This is a genomic window from Halorubellus litoreus, assembly GCF_055378595.1.
The window spans coordinates 204665-227188 of record NZ_AP043834.1 but is presented as its reverse complement, the minus strand read 5'-3'; the positions used below and the strand labels follow the sequence as shown (position 1 = coordinate 227188).

At 70.9% G+C, this 22524-nt stretch carries 19 protein-coding genes; 7 read left to right on the top strand and 12 right to left on the bottom strand.

Going from position 1 to position 22524, the window contains the following annotated elements; genetic code table 11:
* Positions 1 to 41 precede the first annotated feature (41 nt).
* Positions 42 to 2273 carry a hybrid sensor histidine kinase/response regulator gene (locus ACZ48X_RS00980; RefSeq protein ID WP_336351445.1) on the bottom strand — a complete coding sequence of 744 codons (2232 nt, stop codon included), beginning with the start codon at positions 2271 to 2273 and terminating at the stop codon, positions 42 to 44.
* Positions 2274 to 2423: 150 nt separating this feature from the next.
* Between ACZ48X_RS00980 and ACZ48X_RS00975 the strand changes: the two genes are divergently transcribed.
* A complete protein-coding gene (locus ACZ48X_RS00975; RefSeq protein WP_336351446.1) occupies positions 2424 to 3083 on the top strand; it encodes a DsbA family oxidoreductase in 660 nt (219 codons plus the stop codon).
* Between the two features lie 39 nt (positions 3084 to 3122).
* On the opposite strand, the gene ACZ48X_RS00970 is transcribed toward ACZ48X_RS00975, so the two are convergent.
* Positions 3123 to 4145, bottom strand: coding sequence for a BGTF surface domain-containing protein (locus ACZ48X_RS00970; protein WP_336351447.1), 1023 nt, complete (start codon positions 4143 to 4145; stop codon positions 3123 to 3125).
* Positions 4146 to 4394: 249 nt separating this feature from the next.
* Here ACZ48X_RS00970 and ACZ48X_RS00965 point away from each other — a divergent pair, with 249 nt between their 5' ends.
* Entirely contained in the window at positions 4395 to 4571 is a 177-nt protein-coding gene (locus ACZ48X_RS00965) for a DUF7501 family protein (RefSeq protein ID WP_227133000.1), read from the top strand.
* A gap of 80 nt (positions 4572 to 4651) precedes the next feature.
* On the opposite strand, the gene ACZ48X_RS00960 is transcribed toward ACZ48X_RS00965, so the two are convergent.
* Complete coding sequence (locus tag ACZ48X_RS00960) at positions 4652 to 5527, bottom strand: universal stress protein (protein ID WP_336351448.1); 876 nt, start codon at positions 5525 to 5527, stop codon at positions 4652 to 4654.
* A 62-nt stretch (positions 5528 to 5589) separates the two neighbouring features.
* A complete protein-coding gene (locus ACZ48X_RS00955; RefSeq protein WP_336351449.1) occupies positions 5590 to 6042 on the bottom strand; it encodes an Hsp20/alpha crystallin family protein in 453 nt (150 codons plus the stop codon).
* A 370-nt stretch (positions 6043 to 6412) separates the two neighbouring features.
* Between ACZ48X_RS00955 and ACZ48X_RS00950 the strand changes: the two genes are divergently transcribed.
* Positions 6413 to 7960 carry an MBL fold metallo-hydrolase gene (locus tag ACZ48X_RS00950; RefSeq protein ID WP_336351450.1) on the top strand — a complete coding sequence of 516 codons (1548 nt, stop codon included), beginning with the start codon at positions 6413 to 6415 and terminating at the stop codon, positions 7958 to 7960.
* 172 nt (positions 7961 to 8132) lie between these two features.
* Complete coding sequence (locus ACZ48X_RS00945) at positions 8133 to 8357, top strand: hypothetical protein (RefSeq protein WP_336351451.1); 225 nt, start codon at positions 8133 to 8135, stop codon at positions 8355 to 8357.
* A 34-nt stretch (positions 8358 to 8391) separates the two neighbouring features.
* Here ACZ48X_RS00945 and ACZ48X_RS00940 read toward each other — a convergent pair whose 3' ends face one another.
* The 8 genes from ACZ48X_RS00940 to ACZ48X_RS00905 all read right to left on the bottom strand — a co-directional run bounded on the left by ACZ48X_RS00940 (position 8392) and on the right by ACZ48X_RS00905 (position 20140).
* Positions 8392 to 9630 carry an outer membrane protein assembly factor BamB family protein gene (locus ACZ48X_RS00940; protein ID WP_336351452.1) on the bottom strand — a complete coding sequence of 413 codons (1239 nt, stop codon included), beginning with the start codon at positions 9628 to 9630 and terminating at the stop codon, positions 8392 to 8394.
* 93 nt (positions 9631 to 9723) lie between these two features.
* On the bottom strand, positions 9724 to 11157 hold the full coding sequence (locus tag ACZ48X_RS00935) for a hypothetical protein (RefSeq protein ID WP_336351453.1): 1434 nt from the start codon (positions 11155 to 11157) through the stop codon (positions 9724 to 9726).
* A complete protein-coding gene (locus ACZ48X_RS00930) occupies positions 11154 to 11900 on the bottom strand; it encodes an ABC transporter ATP-binding protein (RefSeq protein ID WP_336351454.1) in 747 nt (248 codons plus the stop codon). Before ACZ48X_RS00930 ends, ACZ48X_RS00935 begins: the two co-directional genes overlap by 4 nt.
* Positions 11901 to 11997: 97 nt before the next feature.
* Positions 11998 to 12639: a DUF7344 domain-containing protein gene (locus ACZ48X_RS00925; protein ID WP_336351455.1), complete on the bottom strand. Its 642-nt coding sequence runs from the start codon at positions 12637 to 12639 to the stop codon at positions 11998 to 12000.
* Positions 12640 to 12807: 168 nt separating this feature from the next.
* Positions 12808 to 14376 (bottom strand): hypothetical protein, encoded by a 1569-nt coding sequence (locus ACZ48X_RS00920; protein ID WP_336351456.1) that lies wholly within the window; start codon positions 14374 to 14376, stop codon positions 12808 to 12810.
* Positions 14377 to 15786 carry a DUF58 domain-containing protein gene (locus tag ACZ48X_RS00915; protein WP_336351457.1) on the bottom strand — a complete coding sequence of 470 codons (1410 nt, stop codon included), beginning with the start codon at positions 15784 to 15786 and terminating at the stop codon, positions 14377 to 14379.
* Positions 15783 to 16592, bottom strand: a complete 810-nt coding sequence (locus ACZ48X_RS00910) for a DUF7269 family protein (protein ID WP_336351458.1) — start codon at positions 16590 to 16592, stop codon at positions 15783 to 15785. Before ACZ48X_RS00910 ends, ACZ48X_RS00915 begins: the two co-directional genes overlap by 4 nt.
* Positions 16589 to 20140, bottom strand: a complete 3552-nt coding sequence (locus ACZ48X_RS00905) for a transglutaminase TgpA family protein (protein ID WP_336351459.1) — start codon at positions 20138 to 20140, stop codon at positions 16589 to 16591. Before ACZ48X_RS00905 ends, ACZ48X_RS00910 begins: the two co-directional genes overlap by 4 nt.
* A 317-nt stretch (positions 20141 to 20457) precedes the next feature.
* Here ACZ48X_RS00905 and ACZ48X_RS00900 point away from each other — a divergent pair, with 317 nt between their 5' ends.
* From ACZ48X_RS00900 to ACZ48X_RS00890, 3 genes are all read left to right on the top strand, one after another.
* A complete protein-coding gene (locus tag ACZ48X_RS00900) occupies positions 20458 to 20751 on the top strand; it encodes a PadR family transcriptional regulator (RefSeq protein WP_336351460.1) in 294 nt (97 codons plus the stop codon).
* Between the two features lie 122 nt (positions 20752 to 20873).
* Positions 20874 to 21521: a class I SAM-dependent methyltransferase gene (locus tag ACZ48X_RS00895; protein WP_336351461.1), complete on the top strand. Its 648-nt coding sequence runs from the start codon at positions 20874 to 20876 to the stop codon at positions 21519 to 21521.
* 207 nt (positions 21522 to 21728) lie between these two features.
* Complete coding sequence (locus ACZ48X_RS00890; RefSeq protein ID WP_464379800.1) at positions 21729 to 22247, top strand: P-loop nucleotide/nucleoside kinase family protein; 519 nt, start codon at positions 21729 to 21731, stop codon at positions 22245 to 22247.
* The last annotated feature ends 277 nt before the right edge of the window (positions 22248 to 22524 follow it).

Here is a 22524-nt window from a genome sequence, read left to right as displayed (position 1 = left end):
TCGCTCGCAGTCCGCGACCCGACGTGCGCCCCGCCCGACGCTCACTCGGCGTCGCCTGGCGGGTCGCGCGGGAGCGTCACCGCGAACGTCGCCCCGTCGTCGTCGTTCTGCACGGACACGCTCCCGTCGTACGCGTCCACTATCTCGCGGACGAGGTACAGCCCGAAGCCCGTGCCCGGACTATCGAACCCGCGCTCGCCCTTCTCGAACACCGACGGTAGGACGGCCTCGGGGATACCGGGGCCGTCGTCGGCGACGCGAACCGTCGCCGTCGCCTCGTCCGCGACCATCTCGACGGACACCGACGGCGACGTCCGGTCGTTGTGCTGGACGGCGTTCGCGAGCAGGTTCTCGAACACCTCGCCGAGCAACCGGTCCGCGTGCACCGTCACGTGCTCCTCGGGCACCGACAACGAGAACTCGGCGTTCGCGAACGCCTCGCGCGCCCCCTCGACCTCCGCCTCGACGACCGCTCGCAGGTCCACGGGCTCGGTCTCCCGGGTCTCGTCCACGACGAACGCCTGCATGAGCGCTCGCAGCGTCTCGATGAGCTCCACCATGTCCGCGGTTCGACCCTGTATCGTCTCCAGGTGCGACCGCCCGGCGTCGTCGACGTGCGCGTCGAGAATCTCCGTGCGAGCTTCGACGACGTTCAGGCTGTTCAGGAGGTTGTGGCGGATGAACCGGTTCACGAACTCCAGTCGCTCGCGCTCCTGTTCGACGACCGCGCCGCGTTCGACGGTCGCGATGGCGAGCCCGAGTATCTCCCCGACCTGCCCGAGCACCGCGAGTTCACGTCCCGAGAACCCCTCGCGGCGGTACGTCGCGACGTTCAGCACGCCGAAGGACTCGTCGTCGAACGCCACCGGCACCGCCGCCCACCGCTCCAGGCCTCGGGCCGCGAGCACGCCCACTCGACCGTCACCAGCGACGACGTCCCGCGTCCGCACCTCGTGCCCCTCGGAGGCCGCCACAGCCAGGTCGACGCCTTCCTCGTGGTCGTGCGCGCCGTCGACCGGCAACGCCAGTCCGGCGTCCGCCGCCAGCACCGACCCGTCGGCGTCCGCGTCCGCGAACGCTACCGTCCGCAGCTCGTCGACCGCCGCGCCTTCGAGCGCGTCCACCCACGCCAGCGCGTACGACCCCGTGTCGGCGAGCCGGTCGACCGCCGTCCGCTCGATCTTCAACCGGTCGGACCGGTGCATCACCGCGTCCGTCAACGTCCGCACTACCGAATGCAGGTCGTTCAACGCCGCGAGGCGGTCGACGTACCGCTCGCGCTCCAGCTCGTGACTCACCCAGTCGCTGAACAGCTCGACGAACGTCACCTGCCACTCCGAGAACGCCTCCGAGCGCGCCTCCTTGTCGTAGAAACAGAACGTCCCGTACGCGTCGCCGTCGACCGTCACGGGTGCGCCGAGGTAACACGAGATACCCCAGTCGGCGTTCCCCGCGCGCTCGGCGAGGTGCGGTGCGTCCCGCTCGACGTCCTCGAGGACGAGCGTCTCCCGGGTCGACACCACCTCGTCGCAGTTCGTCGTCTCCAACGGCACGGTGTCCCCGGCCGCGACGTCGTCCTTCCCGGGCGCGTCCACGTACTCGAACGTGTACTCGCCGCTGTCGACGTACGACAACGTCGCGTACGACGTCCCGACGGCTTCACGGACGATACCGAGGAGGTCCTCGACCTTCTCGCCGAACGGCCGGTCCGCGTCCGCGACCACCTCGTACGCTTGCTGGAGCGCGCGCTCGCGGCTCTCGAGAGACCCTGGCGTCGACGGAACCGACTCGGCCTCCGCGTCGCCAGCGTCGCCCGCGTTGCGCGCGTTACCCGCGTCGCCCGCGGCGCCTGCGTCGCCCGCGCCGCCCGTGTCGTCCGCGTTCGAGCCACCGTCGGTGACGGCGACGGCGAGTGCGCGGTCGCGGACCTCGTCCGGAACGCGGTCCGCGGGCGCGTCCTCGGGCACCGGAACGTAGTCGTCGGCGCCCGCCCGCACCGCCTCGCTCGCGACGTGCTCGTCGCCGTCCCGCGCGTACACGACCACCGGCACGTCGCCGGTCACCGATTCGACGACCGCCACGCCGTCGGTCCCCGCCAACTCGTACGGCGTCACGACGACCGACGCGTCCGCCGGCACCGACCCGAGACCTCCCTCGGTCACCACCATCGTCCGAACCGAGGCGCCGACAGCGTCGAACGCCGACGCGTCCACCGACGATGCGGCGTCCGTCACGAGCACCACTCTCGGTGTCGCGCTCCACTCCTCGTGCATTCGTCGCTACAACGACCTGCGGACACAAATGCCTAGCGCGGTCGGTTCGACGGTCGAGCACGACCCGCCGTCGCGGCCGCGGCCGCCGGTCGTGCACGAGTCGTCCCCGGCGTCCCGGTCGTTATCAGTCCTCGCCGCGAACGCTCTCGCATGACAGACCCCTCCGTCGACGAGGCGCCCGCCTCGACCGTCGTGACCGTGTACTCGGACTACGTCTGCCCGTTCTGTTACCTGGGTCGGGAGAGCCTCCGCCAGTACCAGGCGACGCGCGACGAGTCGCTCGAGATCGACTGGCGGCCGTTCGACCTCCGGAGCGGCCAGCGCGGCCCCGACGGCGAGATAGACCACTCCGTCGACACCGGGAAGGACGACGACTACTTCGAGCAAGCGAAGGAGAACGTCCGACGGCTCCAGGAGAAGTACGACGTCGAGATGGACCTCGACCTCGCGACGGACGTCGACTCGCTCGACGCGCAGGTCGCGTCGTACTACGTGAAAGGCCACGACGACTACGAGACGTGGCCCGCGTTCGACGAGGCGCTCCTGGACGCGCTCTGGCAGGACGGCCGCGACATCGGCGACGAGAGCGTGCTCGTCGACCTCGCCGCGGACGCCGGCGTCGACCCCGACGAGATCCGGGCCGCGCTCGACGACGACGCGCTCCGCGCCGAACTCGAGGAGCAGTTCCGCGCCGCCCAGCAGGCGGGCGTCACGGGCGTGCCGACGTTCGCGTACGACGGCTACGCCGCACGCGGCGCCGTCCCGCCCGAGCACATCGAACGACTCGTCGAAGGCACCCACGACGCCTGACGGCGCCACGGGCGCCAGCAGCGCTCGGACCGACGTCCGTCAGTCGAAGTCGCCGACGAGCGCGACGATACCGAGTATCGCCAGCACGCCACCGACCGCGAGCGCACCGACCGTCGTCACCGAGACGCCACTGCCGTCACCGGGGGGCGTGCTCGTCGTCGCCGACCCGTAGATGGTGCCGACCGCGGTCGTTCCCGCGTCCCCGCCGCGCGTCGTCGGCGGCGCGTCGGACGCCTCCCGGAGGATGACCGTGCCGACGTCCGCCTCGGTCCCCGCACTGGCGCCGTCGAGGTAGAGCGCCATCGGGTACTCGCCCGGGTCCAGCGACTCCGGGCGGTCGAGGTCCTGGTGAACCGTGACCGAGTCCCCGTCCGCCGATGCGGACACGCCCGCGTCGGACTCGCTGTCGACGGTCGTTTCGAGGACCAGCGTCACGACCCCGTCGTCGTTCCCGTCCGTGAACGTGACGGGGATGCGGACGTTCGTCGCTTCGGACCCGAACACGAGCGTCGCACTGTCGCGGTCGGTCAACCGAACCACGATCTCGACGCGTTCGCCGGCGGGCTTCTGGTAGACGTTCTGCTCGAACTCGGCGTCACCGGGCCCACACGACGGCGCGCACGCTCCGACGACACCGGGCGCGCTGGCGAGCTCGGTTCCGTTGTACCGCACGGACACCTCGAACTCGGTGCCGCGGTCTATCTCCGCGAAGTCGACCTCGGCGTCGAACGACCCGTCCTCGCCGACGCGCGCGACCGCCTGCCGGAGGAACGGGTTCTCGGAGTCGGTGGACTTGATCCGGAGCGTCACCTGCGAGCCGTTCTCGAGCGTCGTCGTCCCCGAGATGGCGGCGCTCCCGGTCTGCTCGACGACGAGTCGGTCGCCGTCGTACTCGATGGTCGCGTTCGGCGGCGCGTCGTCGCCGACGTCGGCGGTGCTCCCGATGCCGTCGCTGGCCGGTGCACCGGCGGCGACGTTCGCGGCGGCGACGCCGCCGAGCGCGGCGATGGCCGCCAGTGCGACCGCGAACGCGATGGTTTCGCGGGCGGGGTGTCGACTCACGTCGACCACCTCCGCTCGCGTTCGATACAGCGACCGTACCGGCGCGCACGAGGTCGTGCGCTGGAGGGCAGGGTTCGCATTGCACTCGAGACCACGAGTGCCGTACATGTAGGACTCCCGTAACCTCAAATCCGGCTTTGAACGCGCGACCTGCCTCGGCAACGACATACGAGTGGTATATTAGGACATGCAAGGTCTCCTATTACTTACTAGGCGGGTTTGAAGGGGGATGCGCGCCATCCGTATCACATGTCCGTCGGAACGCCCACCGCCAACTGGACCACGGAGTACAACTGCCCGTTCTGCGACGACACCCTCGAGGACCCCGGCGCCGCCTTCGTCGACCACATCGCCGACAACCCCGAGTGCAAGTCCGGTCACGACGCCTGGAAGTTCCACCTCACCGACGACTTCGGCGGCGCCTGACAGGACCGACCCCGAGAGCGCACGCGACCGACCCGACTCAGTCCCCGCCGGCCTCGGCCTCACCGCCACCCGCCTCGCCGTCACCCGCCGTCAACACCGGTACCGTCGACATCACCCGCCGTCAACACCGGTACCGTCGACGTCCGTAGCGTCCGCTCGGCGACGTTCCCCAGGAGGTACTTCGCCACCCCACTCCGTCCGTGCGTCCCCATCGCGACCATGTCGACGTCGTTCGACGTCACGTACGCCTCTATCTCCGCCCGTGGAACGCCAGCCGTCACCGTCGTCGTCACGTCCACCCCCGCCTCCGACGCGAGCGCGTGGACGTCGGTCACGGCGTCCGCGGCCGGCCCCCGCTGCTCTGCCTCGAGTATCTCCGACCGAACGTCCAACCCGAGCGCCGCCGTCTCCACGACCGAGAGGACGTGCACGTCAGCGTCGCATCGTGCCGCGAGAGACACCGCCACGCGCGCCGCCGCGAGCGCCTCCGGACTCCCGTCGGTCGCGACGAGCACGCGCTCGTACGGGAACGACACCGTGGCGTTCTCGTGGACCGGCACCGTCAACACCGGCACGGTCGAATCCCGGACGACCGCCTCCGCGACGCTCCCGAGCTCGAAGTGCTCGATCCCCGTCCGGCCGTGCGTCCCCATCACCACGAGGTCGGCGTCGACGTCCGTCGCGCACGCCACGATCGCTTCCCACGGCTTCGCCGTCCGCACCGCCGTCTCGACCGGGACGCCCGCCTCCTCGAACGTCGACGCGACATCGGCGACGAACTCGGCCGCGTCCTCGCGCGCCACCTCGCTCTCCGGCGCCGTCTCCAACTCCGTGACGTCGACGACGTGCAGGACGTAGACGGACGCCGACAGGTGCTCGGCGAGTGCTCTCGTGTGCGCGACCACGTCCCGCTCGACCGCGTCCTCGTCGACCGCCAGTAGTATCGACTCGACCATGGTTCTCTCCTCCACGTTCGCGCCCCGAGACAAAGAGGATTCGCCAGCGAACCCGGGGACGCTCAGGCCTCCTCTATCTCGATACGCGTCGAATCCTCCACCTCCATGCGCGGAACCGTCACCGTCAGCACGCCGTTCCGCATCTTCGCGGACACCGCGTTCGCGTCCACCTCGTCGGGGAGCCGCACCGAGCGCGACGCACGCCGATGCCCGCGCTCGTGCCGGATGAACTCGCCGTCCTCCTCGTCGACCGCCTGCTCGCGCTCGGCCGCAATCTTCAGCGTGCTCTCGGTCACGCGAACGTCCACGTCCTCGCGCTCGAACCCCGGCAGGTCGACCGTGACGACGTACTCGTCGTCGTGCTCGACGAGGTCCAACGCCATCGACTCGTCCGCTCCCTCCCAGGACGCGAACGGCGCGCCGCCTCGCCACGACCGCGACGCCTCCTCGAACTGTCGACTCATCCGCTCGAACAGCCGCTCTAACTCCTCGAATGGGTTGTTCTGTGAACTCATGGTGGAATCACCGGCAAGACGTACGTTCCACGTGGAAAAATACGGCGTGGACGGTTCACGCTCGACCACCCGTGTAGCCATCGATTGGTGTGATGAAACCGCTTCCTTCCGTCGGTATCCACGACCAACGCGTCACCGAACGACAACCACCGCGTTCCGGGGACGATCCGCGACCGCGTCGGTTGCGACCAGTTACCCGTATTTGGGTGAACGGACGCCGATAGCTCCGATGACCAGTTCGGTAATCGCCCCTCGGAAGGGTTTCGAGGCATCACCATCGCTTTGGGTTAACTCTATTGCCTTCGCTTTCAAGGTCGAAACCATGGAGGTCCGATTTCAACGCGCGAACCATCGGACCGGAAACGAGTCTGTGCTCCTGAAGTTCGAGGGCGTGCTCGACGAGCAGACCGCGTGCGTACTCGTGGACTCGGGGCATGGGGTGGACGTTTCGGCGCTGATGGGTGACGACGAACACCTGGCTGGCGTGCTCGTCACCCACGCTCACCTCGACCATTTCCGGTCTCTCGGCGAGAACGTCGTCGACGGTGCACCGGTGCTCGCGTCGGCACCGACCGCGGCGGTTCTCGAGGATTCGCTGAGTGAGAACGAACGAAACGACAGGGCGACGGGGGACGTCTCGGCGGCACTCGACGCGCTCGAACCCGTGACGGGCTGGCGGACGCTCCTCGGCGACGACGCCGTCCGCGTGCACCCGATACCGGCGGGTCACGCCCCGGGTGCGGCGGGGTTCGTCGTCCAGTTCCGCGACGACGGCGTCGCCAGACACCTCCTCGTCACCGGCGACTTCACGCGGACGCAGACCGCGGGGTATCCGGCGCTCCCGGACTCGCTGCCCGTGGACGTCGAGGCGATGGTCGTGAACGTCGCGACCGCCGACGACTACGAACGCCGACTCCACGACACCCTCGAGACGACGCTCGCTCGCGCTCTCGACGACGACACGACGCTCCTGACCGCGGGCAGCCTCACCGGCGTCCACCTCGCGCGCTTGCTCGCCGCGGCCGCGAGCCGGTTCTCGCTCGACGTCCCGATCCGGCTCGTCGGTCAGCCCGCGAAGCTCTACGACGCGCTGTCGCTCCCGGCCGAGCGCGTCGAACTGACGCCGGAGTACGCGCAGCCGGCGGCGGTACTCGACTCGGGTGCGGTCACGATCGCGGCCCCGGAGACGCCGGTCGACGGTGGCGCGAAACGCCTGTTCCACGCTATCGAGGGGGACGCGGACGCTGCGCTCGTCCAGGCGACGACCGGTGCGCTCGAGCCGGTCACGGGTGCGGCGTGCACGACGGACGCGTTCGAGGTGCGCGCGCACCCGACGGAGGCGGTCGTCGACGACGTCGTCGAGGGCTACGACCCGCTACACGTCGTGGTCGGGCACGAGAACGGGCCGGCGCTCGACGCGTACAAGGACAAGTACGCGGCGTTCGTGTGGGCGAACCAGGACGCCATCGAGCAGACGCTGTACGCGGACGGCGAGTGGCAGGCGCCGCCGTGGGTGAGCGAGCGCGCCGAACAGTACGTGTACGGGAACACGGAGACGACCGGCGGCACGTCGCTCGCGGACGACGCGGCGGCCGTCGACGCGTCGCTGCCAGCGGTCGAAGCGGACGACGTGCTCCTGCACGCCGAAGGCATCGACGTCACGCGACTCGCGGAGCGCTTCGGGTCGGCGTCGTCCGGTGATGCGACGTCGGCGGTCGACGCGGCCGAACGCGAGGACCTGTCGACGGTGCTCGCGCGACTCGAGGAGATAGAGGCGCTGCTCGCCGCTCGCGGCGTCCTCGACGACCGCGTCCCGGTGACCGTCGAGGAGTTCGGCGACCGTACGGTCCTCGTGCTCCCCGAGGGCGTCGACGTCGACGACGCGGACGACGTCCACGTCTTCGTCGACGACGACTGACCGCCACCCCCTTCGCGAGGGGGCGCCAGCCCTCCTCCGGCCGTCGACTGGCAAACGTTGCACCGTCACGCACCACCAAGGTATCCCTGCTCGTAGCCGTCGGTGGCGCCACGCGAGAGCGTGCGAAGCAAACCATCACTTCCATCGATGCCATGCTCGCCGGCCGGCGCGGGTGCCTGCCCGCGTCCGCCGGCAGCAGCTTGACACCCCCGAGCGACAGCTAGACGTTGCCAGCCGGTTACTCCTCGAACGCGTCGCGTTCCAGGGCGTCCAGCGCGGCGAGCGCGCGTTCGCGCTCGTCGCCGGCGAACGTCTCCTGCTCGCCGAGCCACGCCGGCGACCGGAGCGCGAGCGTCGGAGAAACGCGTTCGCCACGAGGGGTTTACACGAGACGTAAACCCAGGGTGGTCACGACCGGCTCCAGGGGTCGGTCACGGGAGGTCGTACCGCCGCACGCCGTGACTGGCGACGTACGCGCTCCCGTCGCGGAGCGTCAGGAACCATCGCGGGAGGAAGTCCTCGCGTACTCGGTGCCCGCAGGTGTCGCCGTAGTTCTCCTCGGCGGTCGCGAGTCGCGCCGTCCGCGCGCCGTCGGCGAGGTCGAGGACGTGCGCGAACCCGCGGGCGTCGAGCGCACCGGCGACGCCGCCGGTCGCGTTCGCGTCGGCGGCGAGCACGGGCGCGCCGGCGTCGTACCGGAATCGCTCCTCGCCTGACCCGCGGTCGACGGCGACGACGTCGCCGCCTGCGGTCGCGGCCAGCGCCAGGTCGTCCGCGACGGCGACGCTCCGGACCGACGGGTCGTCCTCGTCCAGTCCCTCGACCCGCTCCGGGGCGATGCGCTCGCGCCAGGCGAGTTCACCGGCCTCGGCGTCGATACCGCCGAGGACGTGCCCGTCGAGGAGCACCGTCACGACGCCGTCGTCGACCGTTCGGGCAGCGTCGGTGACGCCGGCGGCGAGCGACAGCCGCCACTCCGCGTCGCCGGTGCGGCCGTCCAGTCGGCCGACGCTCCCGTCCTCGCTCACCGCAACGACGTCGCCGTCGCCGACGCCGACGACGCGAGCGCGCGCCGGCAGCGAGTGCGTCCACCGCACGGTCCCGTCCGTCGCGTCGACGCCGGCGACCGCGTGCTCGCCGTCGAACCCGGACGCGGTCGCGCCCTCGAACGCCTGCACGACGACGCCGACGTCGGTGGGGACGGGCTGGTCCAGTGCGAAGCTCTCCCCGGAGTCGTAGTCGTAGCCGTCTGCGTCCACGCGCCAGCGCACGTCGCCGTCGCTCGCCGCGAGCGCGAGCAGTTCGTTCCGACCCGTCGGTTGGTAGACGACGTCGTCGGCGACCGCGGGCATCCCGACGCCGGCGGGCTCGCGCTCGACGACCCACTCGACCGCGGCCGTCTCGCGGTCGACGCGCGCGACGCTCCCGGACCCGCCGGCGACGATGCCGTACCCCCTGGTCACGTACACCGCGTCGTCGTCGACGACCGGCGGCCCCCAGTAGCCGTGCGGGAACCCCGACCCCGCCGCGTCGGTCCCTGTGGTGTCCCACGTGGGTGCGGTCGGCTCCGGGCAGAGCACGTCACTGTCCCAGAGCGCGTTCCCGACGACGACGCCACCGACCGCGGTCGCACCCGCGGCCGCGACGAGTCGACGACGCGAAAGCTCCATGTCGTCCGGAGCCAGCACGCACCCCAGTAAGTATCTTCTGTTCGACACCTTCCGCGACGGGTCGTTCCCCCAGGCCGAATCAGCCGACCGCGACTACGTCCGCGTCGCGCGCTCCCACTTCGGCGTCGCGCGCCGAACCAGCACGCCGCCAGCGAGCGCGAGCACGACGCCGCCGACCGCGATGCCGGCGAGGACCGCCGGCGTCCCCGCGCTGACGACGAACCCGGCGACGACGATCGGCACCACGGGCCCCGCGACCGCGAGCGTGAACGCCGCGAACAGCACCGTGTCGAACAGGAACTCGTTCGGCGAGAACCCCGCGAGGTAGACCGTCACCCCGAACAGGTACACCTGGAGGCCGACGTGGACGACCAGGCCCGCGAGCGCGTCCCAGACCGTCGGCGACTGCCACGCGACCGCGAGCGCGTAGAACCCGACGCCCGTCGGCACGCTCACGAGCAGGAACGCGCGGCGCTTCGCCGTCAGGACGTCCCCGACGTCCAGCGGGTACAGCCGGTACTCGTCGAGGTCGTCGAACTGCGTCAACCAGTTGTACGTCGTGAACGCCGACAACCCGAGGATGGCGCCGAGCGTGACCCCCGGCGCCGGGTCCACGGACGCGATCTCGCCCGCCAACTCCAGGAGGAAGACGCCGACGGCGAGGAGGATGCTCCCCGAGAACACGACCTTGAACAGGCCGCCCGACGAGCGGGAGACGTCGATGAGCGTCTTCGCGGTGACGGCGTCGTCGCGGAACGGCAAGCGGTCGCGCCAGCGACCGTACGCGTCCCCCGCCGTCCGCGCGGGCGTCGAGTAGTTCGGGTCGTACACCGCGATACCGAGCACCGCGAGCAGCGGGATGGCGGCGAGGACGAGCGTCGTCTCGACGACGGTCGCGCCCCGGTAGATGCCGTACGGCGTGTACCCGACGAGGTCGACGCCCGCGACGACCGCGGCGGCGAGCCCGACGCCGAGTGCGAGCGCGACGACGCGCCCGGACACGCCGCGCGTCGCGAGCGAGATGCCCGCGAACGTCACCGCCACACCGAGGAGGAACGTCGTCGTCGCGGTCCCCCAGAGGAGCGCGACCTCGCTCGCGGCGAGCTGGCCGGCGGCGACCGCGGGCGCGAACGAGAGCGCCATCGGGAGCATGAACAGCCCCGAGTAGTACACCGCGTCCTTCAGGAGGAACACCGCGAGCAGGCGACGCTGGGACACCGGGAGCGTCCGCGCCGTGAACACCAGGAGCGTCATGTCTCCCAGCAGGTTCCGGGCTGCGTCCCGCCCGAGGAACGCGGTCGTCCCCGTCTGGAGCCCGAACGCGAACACGAGCGCGTGCACGCCGAGAATCAGGGTGCCGACGGTCGCGACCGCCGTCGTCGTCAGCAACCACACGGCGCCCGCGCCGAGCGCCAGCACGAACAGCGGGAACGCCGCGAACCGCGCCCCACCGAAGAGGTTCGCGTGCATCCGCCACTCCTCGCGGAGCATCCCGACGAACAACCGCCGGTTCAGCGACCGCGTCATCGCCCCGCGAGGCCCTCGATCTCTGGAGTCGACGAGCCGACGTTCTCCAGGAACGTGTCGAGCAACGACTCGTTCGCGCCGAGCTCGCTCGGCCGGCGCTCCGCGATGAGCTCCCCGCCGGAGACGATACCCACGCGACTACACACCTCCTCGGCGACCTCGATGTGATGCGTCGAGATGAATATCGTGTTCCCCGCGTCCCGGTACGCGACGAGGAAGTCCTTCACGCGCTCCTGGACGATCGGGTCGAGGTTCGCGAGCGGCTCGTCGATGAACACCACCTCGGGCTCGTGGAGGAACGCCTGCGTGATCATCACCTTCTGCTGTTGGCCGCGAGACAGGTCCGTCGAGACCGTGTCGAGCTTCTCCGCGAACGACAACCGCTCGGTCCACGCGTCGACGCGCTCGTCGACGACGTCGTCCGGAATCGCCCGCACCGTCCCGACGAAGTCGAAGTACTCGCGTGGCGTGAGGAACGAGGGCGGGGACTCCTGCTCGGGGAGGATGCCGATGTGGCGGCGCGTCTCCACGGGGTCGGCGACGGGGTCGTGGCCGAGGACGGACGCCGTCCCGCTATCGGGCTGGAGCTGCCCGGTGAGTATCTTTATCGTCGTCGTCTTCCCGGCGCCGTTCGGGCCGAGCGCGCCGAACAGTTCGCCTTCGTCGATCGACAGCGAGAGGTCCGCGAGCGCGGTGACGTCACCGTAGGTCTTCCTGAGGTTCGACGTACTGATGGCGACCATCTACTGGCCGGAAGGTGGGGCGGTGCGCTCTTATCGTTGTTGGGCAGGGACCCGGGACGGTGCGGACTGGAGAAGAGGAAAGCGTTCGGGCGGCCCCTCAGTCGTCGGCCGGCGCGGCGTTCTCGCGGTCGTCGCGACCCGACGTCCGGTTGGCGAACGATGGGAGCCAGTTCGGGACGACGCGTTGCTTCGAGCGTCGACCGAGCTCCTGCTGGCCGTACTGGAGCACGATCTCGGCGGCGAAGAGCGCGAGGAACGCCGTCGCCCAGATCGGTCCGGCGACGACCGACAGTAACGGCGCGTTCGCGGCGGCGAGGCCGACGGTCGCGATGCCGACGACGCCGATGACCATGTACCGGAACTGCCAGGATCCGCCGCGTGCGGTCGTCACGTTCAGGTACGGGTCGAGGTCGCGAGCGCGCTCTGCGAGCCGTATCTCCTTGCCCTGTCGCTCGTACTCGACGATGTCGTGTCGTTCGAGCATCGGGAGGTGCGTCTGGTGGAGCGACGCGTACACGCTGTCTCGCGCGCCTCGTGGCGGCGGCGACTCGCCGGTCTCGGCTTCCGCGATCGTCTCGCTCAGCGAACGCAACGTTACGGGCGCGTTGCCGCTCCGTAGCTCCTCCAGCGCGAGCGTGCGACGTTCGTTCCGGAGGACGTTGTGGATGTCGTTCGGACTCAGGCGTGGTGCCGGCTCCGGCTCTGTTCCCCTCGTCGACGCTTCCAGCTGTGTTGCCACGGTTACCTTCCTCTACACCATGCTAGGCTACTACTACCACAACTGTTCGCGTTTAGCAGTACGGGTGTTTATTACGTGGCTGATACAGGTATATTCTGAACGTACGTCGAACGTATCAATAGGTAATAAAACGTTAGTAAATGGATTCCTTCTCGTCGGTGCTGGCGGTCACCCGCGGAGCGTGCTCATCAGCCCGAGCGTCGCGACCACCAGTAACGCCAATCCCAGGAGGCCAGGGCCGTCGATACCGCCACCGGCGGCGAGCCGGCTCGACGCCCACAGCGCGACGAACGCCCCGCCTACCAGGAGAGCGCCGACGGTCGCACTCCCCGCGGCGTGCAGGACCTCCACGACGCGCGACGTCGTCCCGTCCAACTCCGCCGTCACGTCGACGCCGTAGTTCCCGACGTCCCACACGACCATCGAGGCGACGACCGCCGCGAACGTCGCGAGCGCGTACTCGCCGTCCCAGACGCCCGCCGCGATCGCGACGAGGAGCACGCCACCGGCGGCGACGCTCGGCGCGGCCGTCCGATTCGGGATGAACCCGAACCCGGCCGCCGTCGTCAACGCACTCAACGCCGTCGTCGTCCCCAGCACGAGCGCGATGAGGACCGCGAGCGCCAGCGCCTCCACGCCCAGCATCTCGACGCCGGCGTCGACCATCCCCGATATCGGCCCGATTCGAAGCCGGGACAGCACCAGCTCCGGTCGGAGGACGCCGACCGCGAGCAGGACGGCACCGCCGGGCGTCGTCGTCGCCAGGAGCCGGAGGACGCCCCGGCCGTCGACGTTCGCGACGCGACGCACACCGACCGCGACCGCCGACGCCGAGAGCGCACCCAGCGCCAGGACCGCGAGCGCCCGACGCAGGAACGGGACGTCGACGACCGCGGCGAGCACGCCCTCGACGCCAACGTCCGCGAGCACGTCGTGGAGCGCGTCCGCCGGCCACGCCGTCAGTACCACCGCGAGGAACAGCGCGGTGACGCCACCGCGAACGAGCCACGAGCGCGCACGACCGACGCGCCGCGCGACCGCACCCCGTTGCGCTCTCCCGACGAGGTTCACGACCGGGAGCGTCCGGAGCGCCACCGCGACCGAGAGCGCCGCCGAGCCCGCGAGCGCGAGGAACCCGCCGACGTTCGCGTTCGGCCCCTGCGGCGCGAGGAGCGCCGTCGTGCCCTCCCCGAGCGCCGACCCGACCGCGTCCACCGCTTCGCCGCCACCACCGACCGCGCCGACGGCCGCGACGACGACGACCACGCCCGGGAGGCCCGTCGCCGCCGCGGCCTGCGCGACCGTCCGCGCCCACTGCCCGTCACCGAGCGACCCCGGTATCGCCGCGGTCGCCCCCAGACCAGCGACGAGCGCGCCGACCGCGAAGACGGCGGGCCCCACGGTCAACGGCACGCTCGGGTCCGATAGCGGGCGCGAGAGCGCGTACGCCGTCGCGACGACGCCGACCGCGACGCCGACGCTCCCCGCCGCCATCCACAGCGGCGAATCCCTGTTACAGAGCGTCGACGCCACCGCGAGCGACGCCCCCGCAGCCAGCCCGACGACCGCCAGCTCGAGGACGCCGAGCGCCCACCCGACCGCCAGCACGACGCTCGCCGTCGTCCCGAGCACGACCGCGCCGCTCACCGCCGTCGCCGCCACCGCCTCCGTCACCAGCCGACGCCCCGACCCCGCCGCCCCGGCGACCGAACTCGGCATGCGGTCGTCGCCCGCCATCTACCGCACCTCCCTGAACGCCGGTGCGAGCGCCAACGGCAGCGGATCCGAGAGCGACCAGTCCACGACGTGCGCGCCGGTCTCCCGGAGGCGACGCACGCGCTCCGTCCGCGTCACCCGCGTCACGCGTCCACCGAGCGTCTCCCCGTCCGTCACGTCCGGCGACACCACGGTCACCGCGTGCCCGTGCCCCGCGAGCGTCTCCGCCACCGTCACCGGGAACTCGTCGAGCGCCGGCGTCACGAACAGCACCTGCGTGTGGCGGTCGAGGTACGCGCGCAGCCGTCGCGTCGCCGCGTCCGCGTCGTCGACCCCGCCGTCCGGGGACGCCGACGCCGCCACCGACGCCCGCCCGTCGTCCGCAGCCGGCGACTCGCTCGGCGACGACCGTCGGTCGCTCCCGCCCCCGCGAGTCGACGCCGCGGCCGCAGCGACCGACGGGTCGCCCTCCGCGACCGCCGAACACACCGCCGACACGTGCGCGCGGAACGAATCCCCGCCCGACGGCTCCAGGACCGACGGCGACCCGGCGCCGCGCGTCCCAGGCAACGAGAGCCCGAACACGCCGATACCGACCTCGTGGCCCTCGTCGAGCAACACGCCAGTGAGGAGCTCCGCCGCGTACGACGACAGTTCGCGCGAACTCGGGTACTCCGGCCCGCAGGACACCGCGACCGACTCGCGGGCGTCCACCACGACCATCACCCTGGCGGCCTCCTGCACGCGGTAGTCGATGGTCGTCAGCTCGCCGGTCTTCGCGAGCCGCCGCCAGTCGATGCGGTTCATCGGGTCGCCGCGCCGGTAGTTCCGCGTCGAATGGAACTCGATACCCGCCCCACCCGTCTGCGTCGGGATGGACCCGACGAACTGCATCGTCTGGTCCCGAACCGGCGCGTCCTCGACGTGCACGCGACAGAACATCCCCGAATCACCAGACGGCGTCACGTCCGCGCTCGACACCGCCGCGGCGCTCAGGCTCCGGGCTCGAAGCGACACGTCGCCGAACTCGTGCGCGCCCCGCTGCGCGACCAGCTCGTACGTCACCTCGTGGGTCTCCCCCGGACGCAACCCGAACACCGCTTCCGGACTCCCGGACACCGCCTCGACGCCACCGGGGACGTCGTCCACGAGCCTCAGGTCCGGGAGCGCGCGGTCGCTCTCGTTCGTCACCGCGACCGTCACCGTCACGTGCTCGCCGGGGAACGGCGTGTCCGACGACAGCGACCGCTCGACGCGTACCGCCCGCGAGACGTCCGGGACCGACGACAGCGCCCCGTACGCCAGGTACCCGAGCGGGAGCGCCGCCGCGACGAACAGCACGCGGTCGCCCGTCCACAACGCCACCGCGACCAGGAGCGCCGCCGGCGCCACCGCCGTCCGCCACCGCGGCTCGTGGCGACTCTCGCTCACGACGCCACCTCCGACCCGTCCGTCGAACGAGCGCCGTCGCGACCCCGGTCGCCGTCGCGCTCGTTGCTTCCGTCGCGTCCCCCTTCGTTGTCGCCGTCACTCGCCGCCCGCGACTCGCCACGGTCCGAGCCCTCGTCCGTCCGGTCGGCCTCGTCGACCGCCGAACCCTCCGCCTGCCGCTCGATGACGTCGACGACGCGCTCGACGCGCCGGCGGAACGCACGCGCCGGATACAGCCACGCGTACACCCGCCGCCACAGCGACACCCCCGGCGCCTCCGGGCCACCGAGGAACGACGCCGCGACGCGGTCGTCGGTCCACGTCCCCGACTCCACCTCGGCGCGCGCCGCGTTCGGCGCGACGCCACGAGCAGCGCGTACCGCGACCGCCGCGGTCTCCAGGTCCTCGCGGACCCGGTCGGCCTCCCACGCGTCCGCGTTCGGGTCCGCCTCCAGTTGCGCGACCGTTCGCGCCACCGCGTAGTCGAACGCCCGCCCGGGCCGCTCCGGGTCGAAGTCCACCGTCACCGCGTCCAGGTCGGCCGTCGCATCGTCGTCGTCGCGAACCAGCCGCTCGACGGTCCCGTCGTCCGACCGCCAGAACCGATAGACGGCGTACGCGAACACCACGAGCGACAACACGAGGACGACGACCCACGGTTCGACCGCCGACTCGACCTCGTTCGCGGCAGCCGTCACCGACGCCGGGAGGAGGTCGGGCGCGAACGCCGCCACCAGCGCAACCGCGAACGCGACCGCGCCGACCGCGCCGACGACCTCGCGGACCGACGGACTGCGGAGGCTCACGCCCCCACCCCCTCGTCGCCGAACCCGTCATCGGCCGCATCCTCCCCACCAGTGCCATCCCCGCCGGCGGTCCCGTCGCCGTCGACAGCAGCGTCGCCGACAGCACCGCCGTCCACGCCAGCCGTCGACTCGAGCGATTCGGCCGCCGACCGCGCCCGCTCGACGTCCTCGTCGCTCGCGCCCGACGGCCCGTACACCGCTCGCTCGTACGCGTCCGTCAACGTCCGCACCGGCTCGTCGGGCAGCCCACGCTCCAGCGCCAACCGACCGATCTCCGCTGGCGTTCGCTTGCTGAGCCGCGACGGCGACACGAGCGACACCAGCACCAGCCACGCCTCGACGAGCGACCGCGGCGTCGACCCGTCGGCTCCTCCAGTTCTCGACACCCCGCCCGCACCCGGCGACCCGACCGAATCCCGCGTCGCGTCACCGCGCAACCCGCGGAGCGCCGCGACGACCGCTGCGAGCACGCCCGTCACCCACGCGACGACGCGACGCCACGCCGCAGCGAGCGCCCGCGCCGGCGACGCCACCAGCCGCTCCACTGCGTCCCGAACGACCGCCGGGAGCGACGGCAACCACGCGACGAACGCGTCCACGCGGTCCGCTATCGCGAACAGCGCGTTCATCGCCGCAGCCACCGCCGCGCTCGCGTACCGCCGTAGTGCACGCACCGCCCGCGCCGCGCGACTCCGCTCGAAGACCGACCCGACGACGACCACGACCGCGAGCACGCCAACCGCGAGCACGCCGAACGCGTTCAGGAACAACCAGTCGAGGCGCGCCGCTCCCGACGCACCCATCGTCGACGCCAGCACCGTCGCCGCGTTCCCCATCGGGAGCCGCACCTCCGCCCGCCCGTCCGCGCCGGTCGTCGTCGCGTTCGCGCCCTCGGCGTCCGCGAGCGTCGCGTTCGCGCCACGGACCACGCGAACCGTCGCGTCCGCCACCGGCGCCCCAGCGTCCGTCACGTTCACAGACATCGGCGTCCCCGGGAGCGCCACCAGGTACGCGGGCGTCGTCGACACGTTCGGCTCGAACAGGTCCACGTCCTCGGTCGTCGACAGCGACCCCAGGGTCGCCGACACCGTCACGTTCCCCGTCGCGTTCGCCGGCACCGACAGTTCGACGAGCCCCGACCGGTCCGTCTCCCCCATCGCGCGCCCGTCGACGCGCACCGTCGCCCCCGCGACCGACTCCTCGGCCGCCCGCACCGCCGCAACGACGTCCTCGCCCGGCGACAGCGGGTCCTCGAACGACAGCGTCGCGTTCGTCACCACGTCCTTCGTCGCCGCCCCCGAGACGACGCCGCGCTCCACGCGGACCGTCACCGTCCCGGACGCGTCCGTCGGCACCGCCACGGTCGCCATCCCCGCCGCGTCCGTCCGCGCGACGCGCTCGCCGTCCAGGCGGACCGTCGCGTTCCCCAGCGCCGCGCCGTCGTAGATCGCCGTCACGCGCAGGTCACCGCCCGGAACCGCACTGCCGGCAGCGGTCACCGACGCCGTCGTCACCAGCTCCACGACCGCCGAATCCGACACCGCGCCGCGCTCGGCCGCCACCGTCACCTCGCTCGCGTCCGCCGGCAACGAGAGCCGCACCCACCCCGACTCGTTGGTCACCCCGACGCGCTCGCCGTCGCGACGCACCGTCGCGTCCGCCACCGGCCGTCCCTCGATACTCACCTGCATCCACACCGTCGCCCCCAGCGTCGGTTCGTCCGCCAACGCGAACGTCATGTCCGCCGACAGCGAGAACTCGCGCGTCGCCGTATCGTTGTCCGGCGTCCCGGGGTCGTCACCCGGTCTCCTCGCCGAACTCGCCACGTCGCTCCCGGCGACACCGCTCGCGAACGCGCTCGCTGAAACCGCATCCACGTCGAACCGCACCGACTGCGCCCGCCCGCCGCTGGGCGGTCCCGGGACCGAGTCCCTCGCTCCTGTCGCCGCCCCGCCACTCGCCGCGCGCACCGATTCGTTCACGTTCTCGACGCGCACCGTCAGGTTCCGCGCGTACGGCACCGTCCCGACGACCTCGCCGTCGTAATCCGTCGTCCCGACGTACTCGCCGTTGAAGAACACCGTCGCGAACGACACCGGCTCACCGTCCCGGGTCACCGTCACCGTCACGTCGATACCCGGCGCAGCGGACCGATTCAGCGAGACGTTCACCGACCGCGGGCCATCCGTCTCCGAGGGCGACCCGTCGCCCGACCCGTCACCGTCACCACCGCTCCCGTCACCATCCGAGCCATCGGTGCCGTTCGTCGACCCACCGTCCGTTCCGTTCCCGCCCGATCCGCCTGCAGTCGATCCGTTCCCCGACGGCTCGAACGAGGACGCGTTCACCGACTCGCTCAGCTCCGACTCGGCGAACGACTCCCGGACCGCGGACTCGTTCGCGACCGCGGAATCCGCCGCCTCGCGTCCCGCCGCCGGCGTCGGATCGAACCGAACCCACCCGACGCCCTCGAAGTACGCCTCCACCCACGCGTGCGCCTTCGACCCCGTCACGGCGTACGTCTCCTCGCCGATCTCGGTCCCCGGCGCGTACCCGACGACGTACCGCGCCGGGATGCCCTGCGACCGGAGCATCACCGCCATGCTCGACGCGAAGTACTGACAGTACCCCGCGTCCATCTCGAAGAGGAACTGGCGCGTCACCGGCCGACTCGGGTCCGTCGTCGCGTTCAACGAGTAGTCCTTGTTCGCCTCCAACCACGCCTCGATGGCCTTCGCCTCCGCGTACGGATTCGTCGCGTCCGCCGTCACCTCGTCCGCGAGGTCGACGACGCGGTCCGAGACGTTGTCGTCCACGTCCAGGTACGTGCGTTCGATAGCGGACGGATAATCGTAGCCGGAGTCCGAGAGCACCGACGCGTCGCGCGTCGGCCGCACCGCCGTCACCGTGAACGACTGGTTCGCGGACAGCGACTCTCGCGGCACGATACCGCCGGTGTCGCGGACCGATAGCGGCGTCGGCCCCTCGACGCTCGTCGGCTTCCACGGCACCGGCACCGCGTACGCCGACGTGTTCAGCGTCACTCGCGCAGTGATGCGGTCTCCCGGCGGGGTCGTGCCCGGGACCGCCCCCGAGAACGACGTGCGCGCGTCGTCGCGCGACCACCCGAACCCGTCGAACGACTGGTACGCGCCGACGCGATAGTACGAGTTCGACGGCGCCTGCACGACGAACTGGATGCCGCCGGACTGGCGACTGAAGTTCGCGAGCGACTGCGCGCCACCGACCTGGTAGTTCTTCGGGGAGCCGACGACGTTCGGCGGCGACGACGCCCCCTGACTCGCCGCATCGCTGGCCGCATCGCTCGCGTTCTCCGGCGTCGAGCCTCCGCTCCCGTTCTGAAGCGCCTTCGCAACGTCGCCGTTCGCGAAGGTCGACGCGTTCACCGCCGGACCGTCCTCGAACGGGGACCCGACGGACGGCGCGATGGCGCCGGCGAGGACGAGCGCCAGTGCGCACCCGACGACCACGACGACCTGTCCGACTCGTCGTCCAGCGCCGTCAGCGTCCGCGCTCGTCCCTGTCATTGTGGGTTCCCCAATCGCCCGACGTAGTACTTGTGTGACGTATCGGACGGGCGCGCATAAGCCCTTGGGCTGGGCCGGTGGTGTCGGACTCGTCGCGTCGCATCCCGCCCGTTGCGGTCCGGGCCGTCGTTCACTGAAACCGTGGTGACATCCAGATAACAAGAACGCGGAGTCGGTGCGTTCCACGGACAACCCGAACGCAACCGTAACAGGCCTTTGATAAGAAGGGTATACCCGGTAAAGATTGCTGATTACCATGGCCAACTGGCGGCGACAGGTCAAAACACTCAAACCAACTGGACCCCAGAAACTACCACATGCACGACCTGACCGGATTCCAGAGGGACCTGCTGTACACCATCGCCGGCCTCGACGAACCACACGGCCTCGCGATCAAGGAAGAACTCGAGAAGTACTACGAATCGGAGATCCACCACGGTCGGCTCTACCCGAACCTCGACACCCTCGTCGACAAGGGCCTCGTCGAGAAGGGCGAACTCGACCGCCGCACGAACTACTACACGCTCACCCGACGCGGCCGCCGCGAACTCGAGGACCGCCGCGACTGGGAGGACCAGTACGTCGAACAGACCGAATCGGCCTCCGCCTGACGCCGCCCAACGGTCCCAGCCCGGTCCCCTCCGCACTTGATTGACTTTTCGAACACCAGTACGACAGCACCAGCGCTCGCAGAAGCACCGCGTTCATGTCGCCATGGCACGAACCTGGACTCATGGCGGCCCACGACAACCCCTTCTTCGCCGCGATATACGACCCGGCGACCGCACTGGCGGAGGCGACCGTGCTCGCCCCACACCGGCGGTACCTCACGAACGGGCTCACCGGCCGCGTCCTCGACCTCGGCGCCGGCACCGGCGCGACCGTCCCGTTCCTCGTCGCCGCCCGCGACGCCGCCCGCCGGAACGGCGACACCCTCGACGTCCACCTCCTCGACCCAGACAAGAACATGCTCTCGCGCGCTCGCAAGTCCGCCGACGAGCACGGACTCGACGCGACCGTCGCCTGCGCCGTCGGCGAATCCCTCCCGTACCCCGACGACAGCTTCGACGTCGTCCTGTCCGCGCTCGTCGGCTGCACCATCCCGGACCTCGACGCCGCCCTGGACGAGGTCGCGCGCGTCCTCCGGCCCGGCGGCCAGTTCCGGTTCTTCGAGCACGTCGCCGCCGACGGCCTCCAGGGCCGCATCCAGACCACGATAGACCCCGTGTGGACGCGACTCGCCGCGGGCTGCCACCTCGACCGCGACCTGGAAGGCGCCTATCGCGCACATCCCGGTCTCGACGTCGTCACCGTCGAACGACACGACGGCGTCCCCCCGGTCGCGCCGCTCGTCCGCGGCGTCGCCGTTGCCACCGACTGACGCGAACGACGTCACTGGACCCGACCACTCGACTCGAATATACACGAACGTGTCCTAAACTGGCCGTCGAGCGCGAACGATTCTACACCTTTATTGTGACCAAGCGGCGACTGTCCGCTGTCAGATGACTCCGGAACGGGCGCCACGGGCACACTCGCAGACCGGTCAGACCGACGCACGAGCGCGAACATCCCCGACACCGACACCATGTTCGTTCTAGTCTGTGGCCTCCCCGGGGCCGGGAAGACCACGGTCGCCGGCGAGGTCGTCGACCGCCTCGGCGCCGTCCGCATCCGTACCGACGTCGTCCGGAAGGACCTCTTCGAGGACCCCCAGTACAGCGACGCGGAGACCGACACCGTCTACCGAACCGTCGTCGAGCGCGCTGACGCCGTTCTCGACGACGACCAGCACGTCGTCCTCGACGGCACGTTCCGCGAACGCGACTTCCGGACGCCCGCGTACGCCGTCGCCCGCGAGCACGGCGTCGAAACGGTCGTCCTGAAGGTCGAAGCCGACGACGCCGTCGTCAAGCGACGCATCCGCCAACGCGAGGGGGACGCGAGCGACGCCGACGTCTCCATCTACGAGCACTACCGCGACAAGTTCGACCCCATCCAGACCGACCACGTCGTGGTCGACAACTCCGGGAGCCTCGACGAGACGTGCGAGCAGGTTCGTCGCGCGATCGACCGCGCGCAGGCGACCGACCCGACCATCACGTGAGGGTACCGTTCGGTCTCCCCCGGGTCACCCGAGCGGTGGTGACGTCACCGTGATACCATTCGACTCGACCATCCAGTAGCCCGCCTCGTCCTTCCGTTCCGCACCGTCACGCTCGCGCGATTGCGGGGCTCTCGTCCTCCTTCTCGTCCTCTGTCCGCCGAGTACTCCGGTGGTCGGGCCTGTCCTCCGGCGCGCGATGAACGGTAGGCGCGTTCACCGCGGTTCCAAACCACTTATCCGATAGCCATTACCGATGGTCTTGGTATGCGCCGACGCA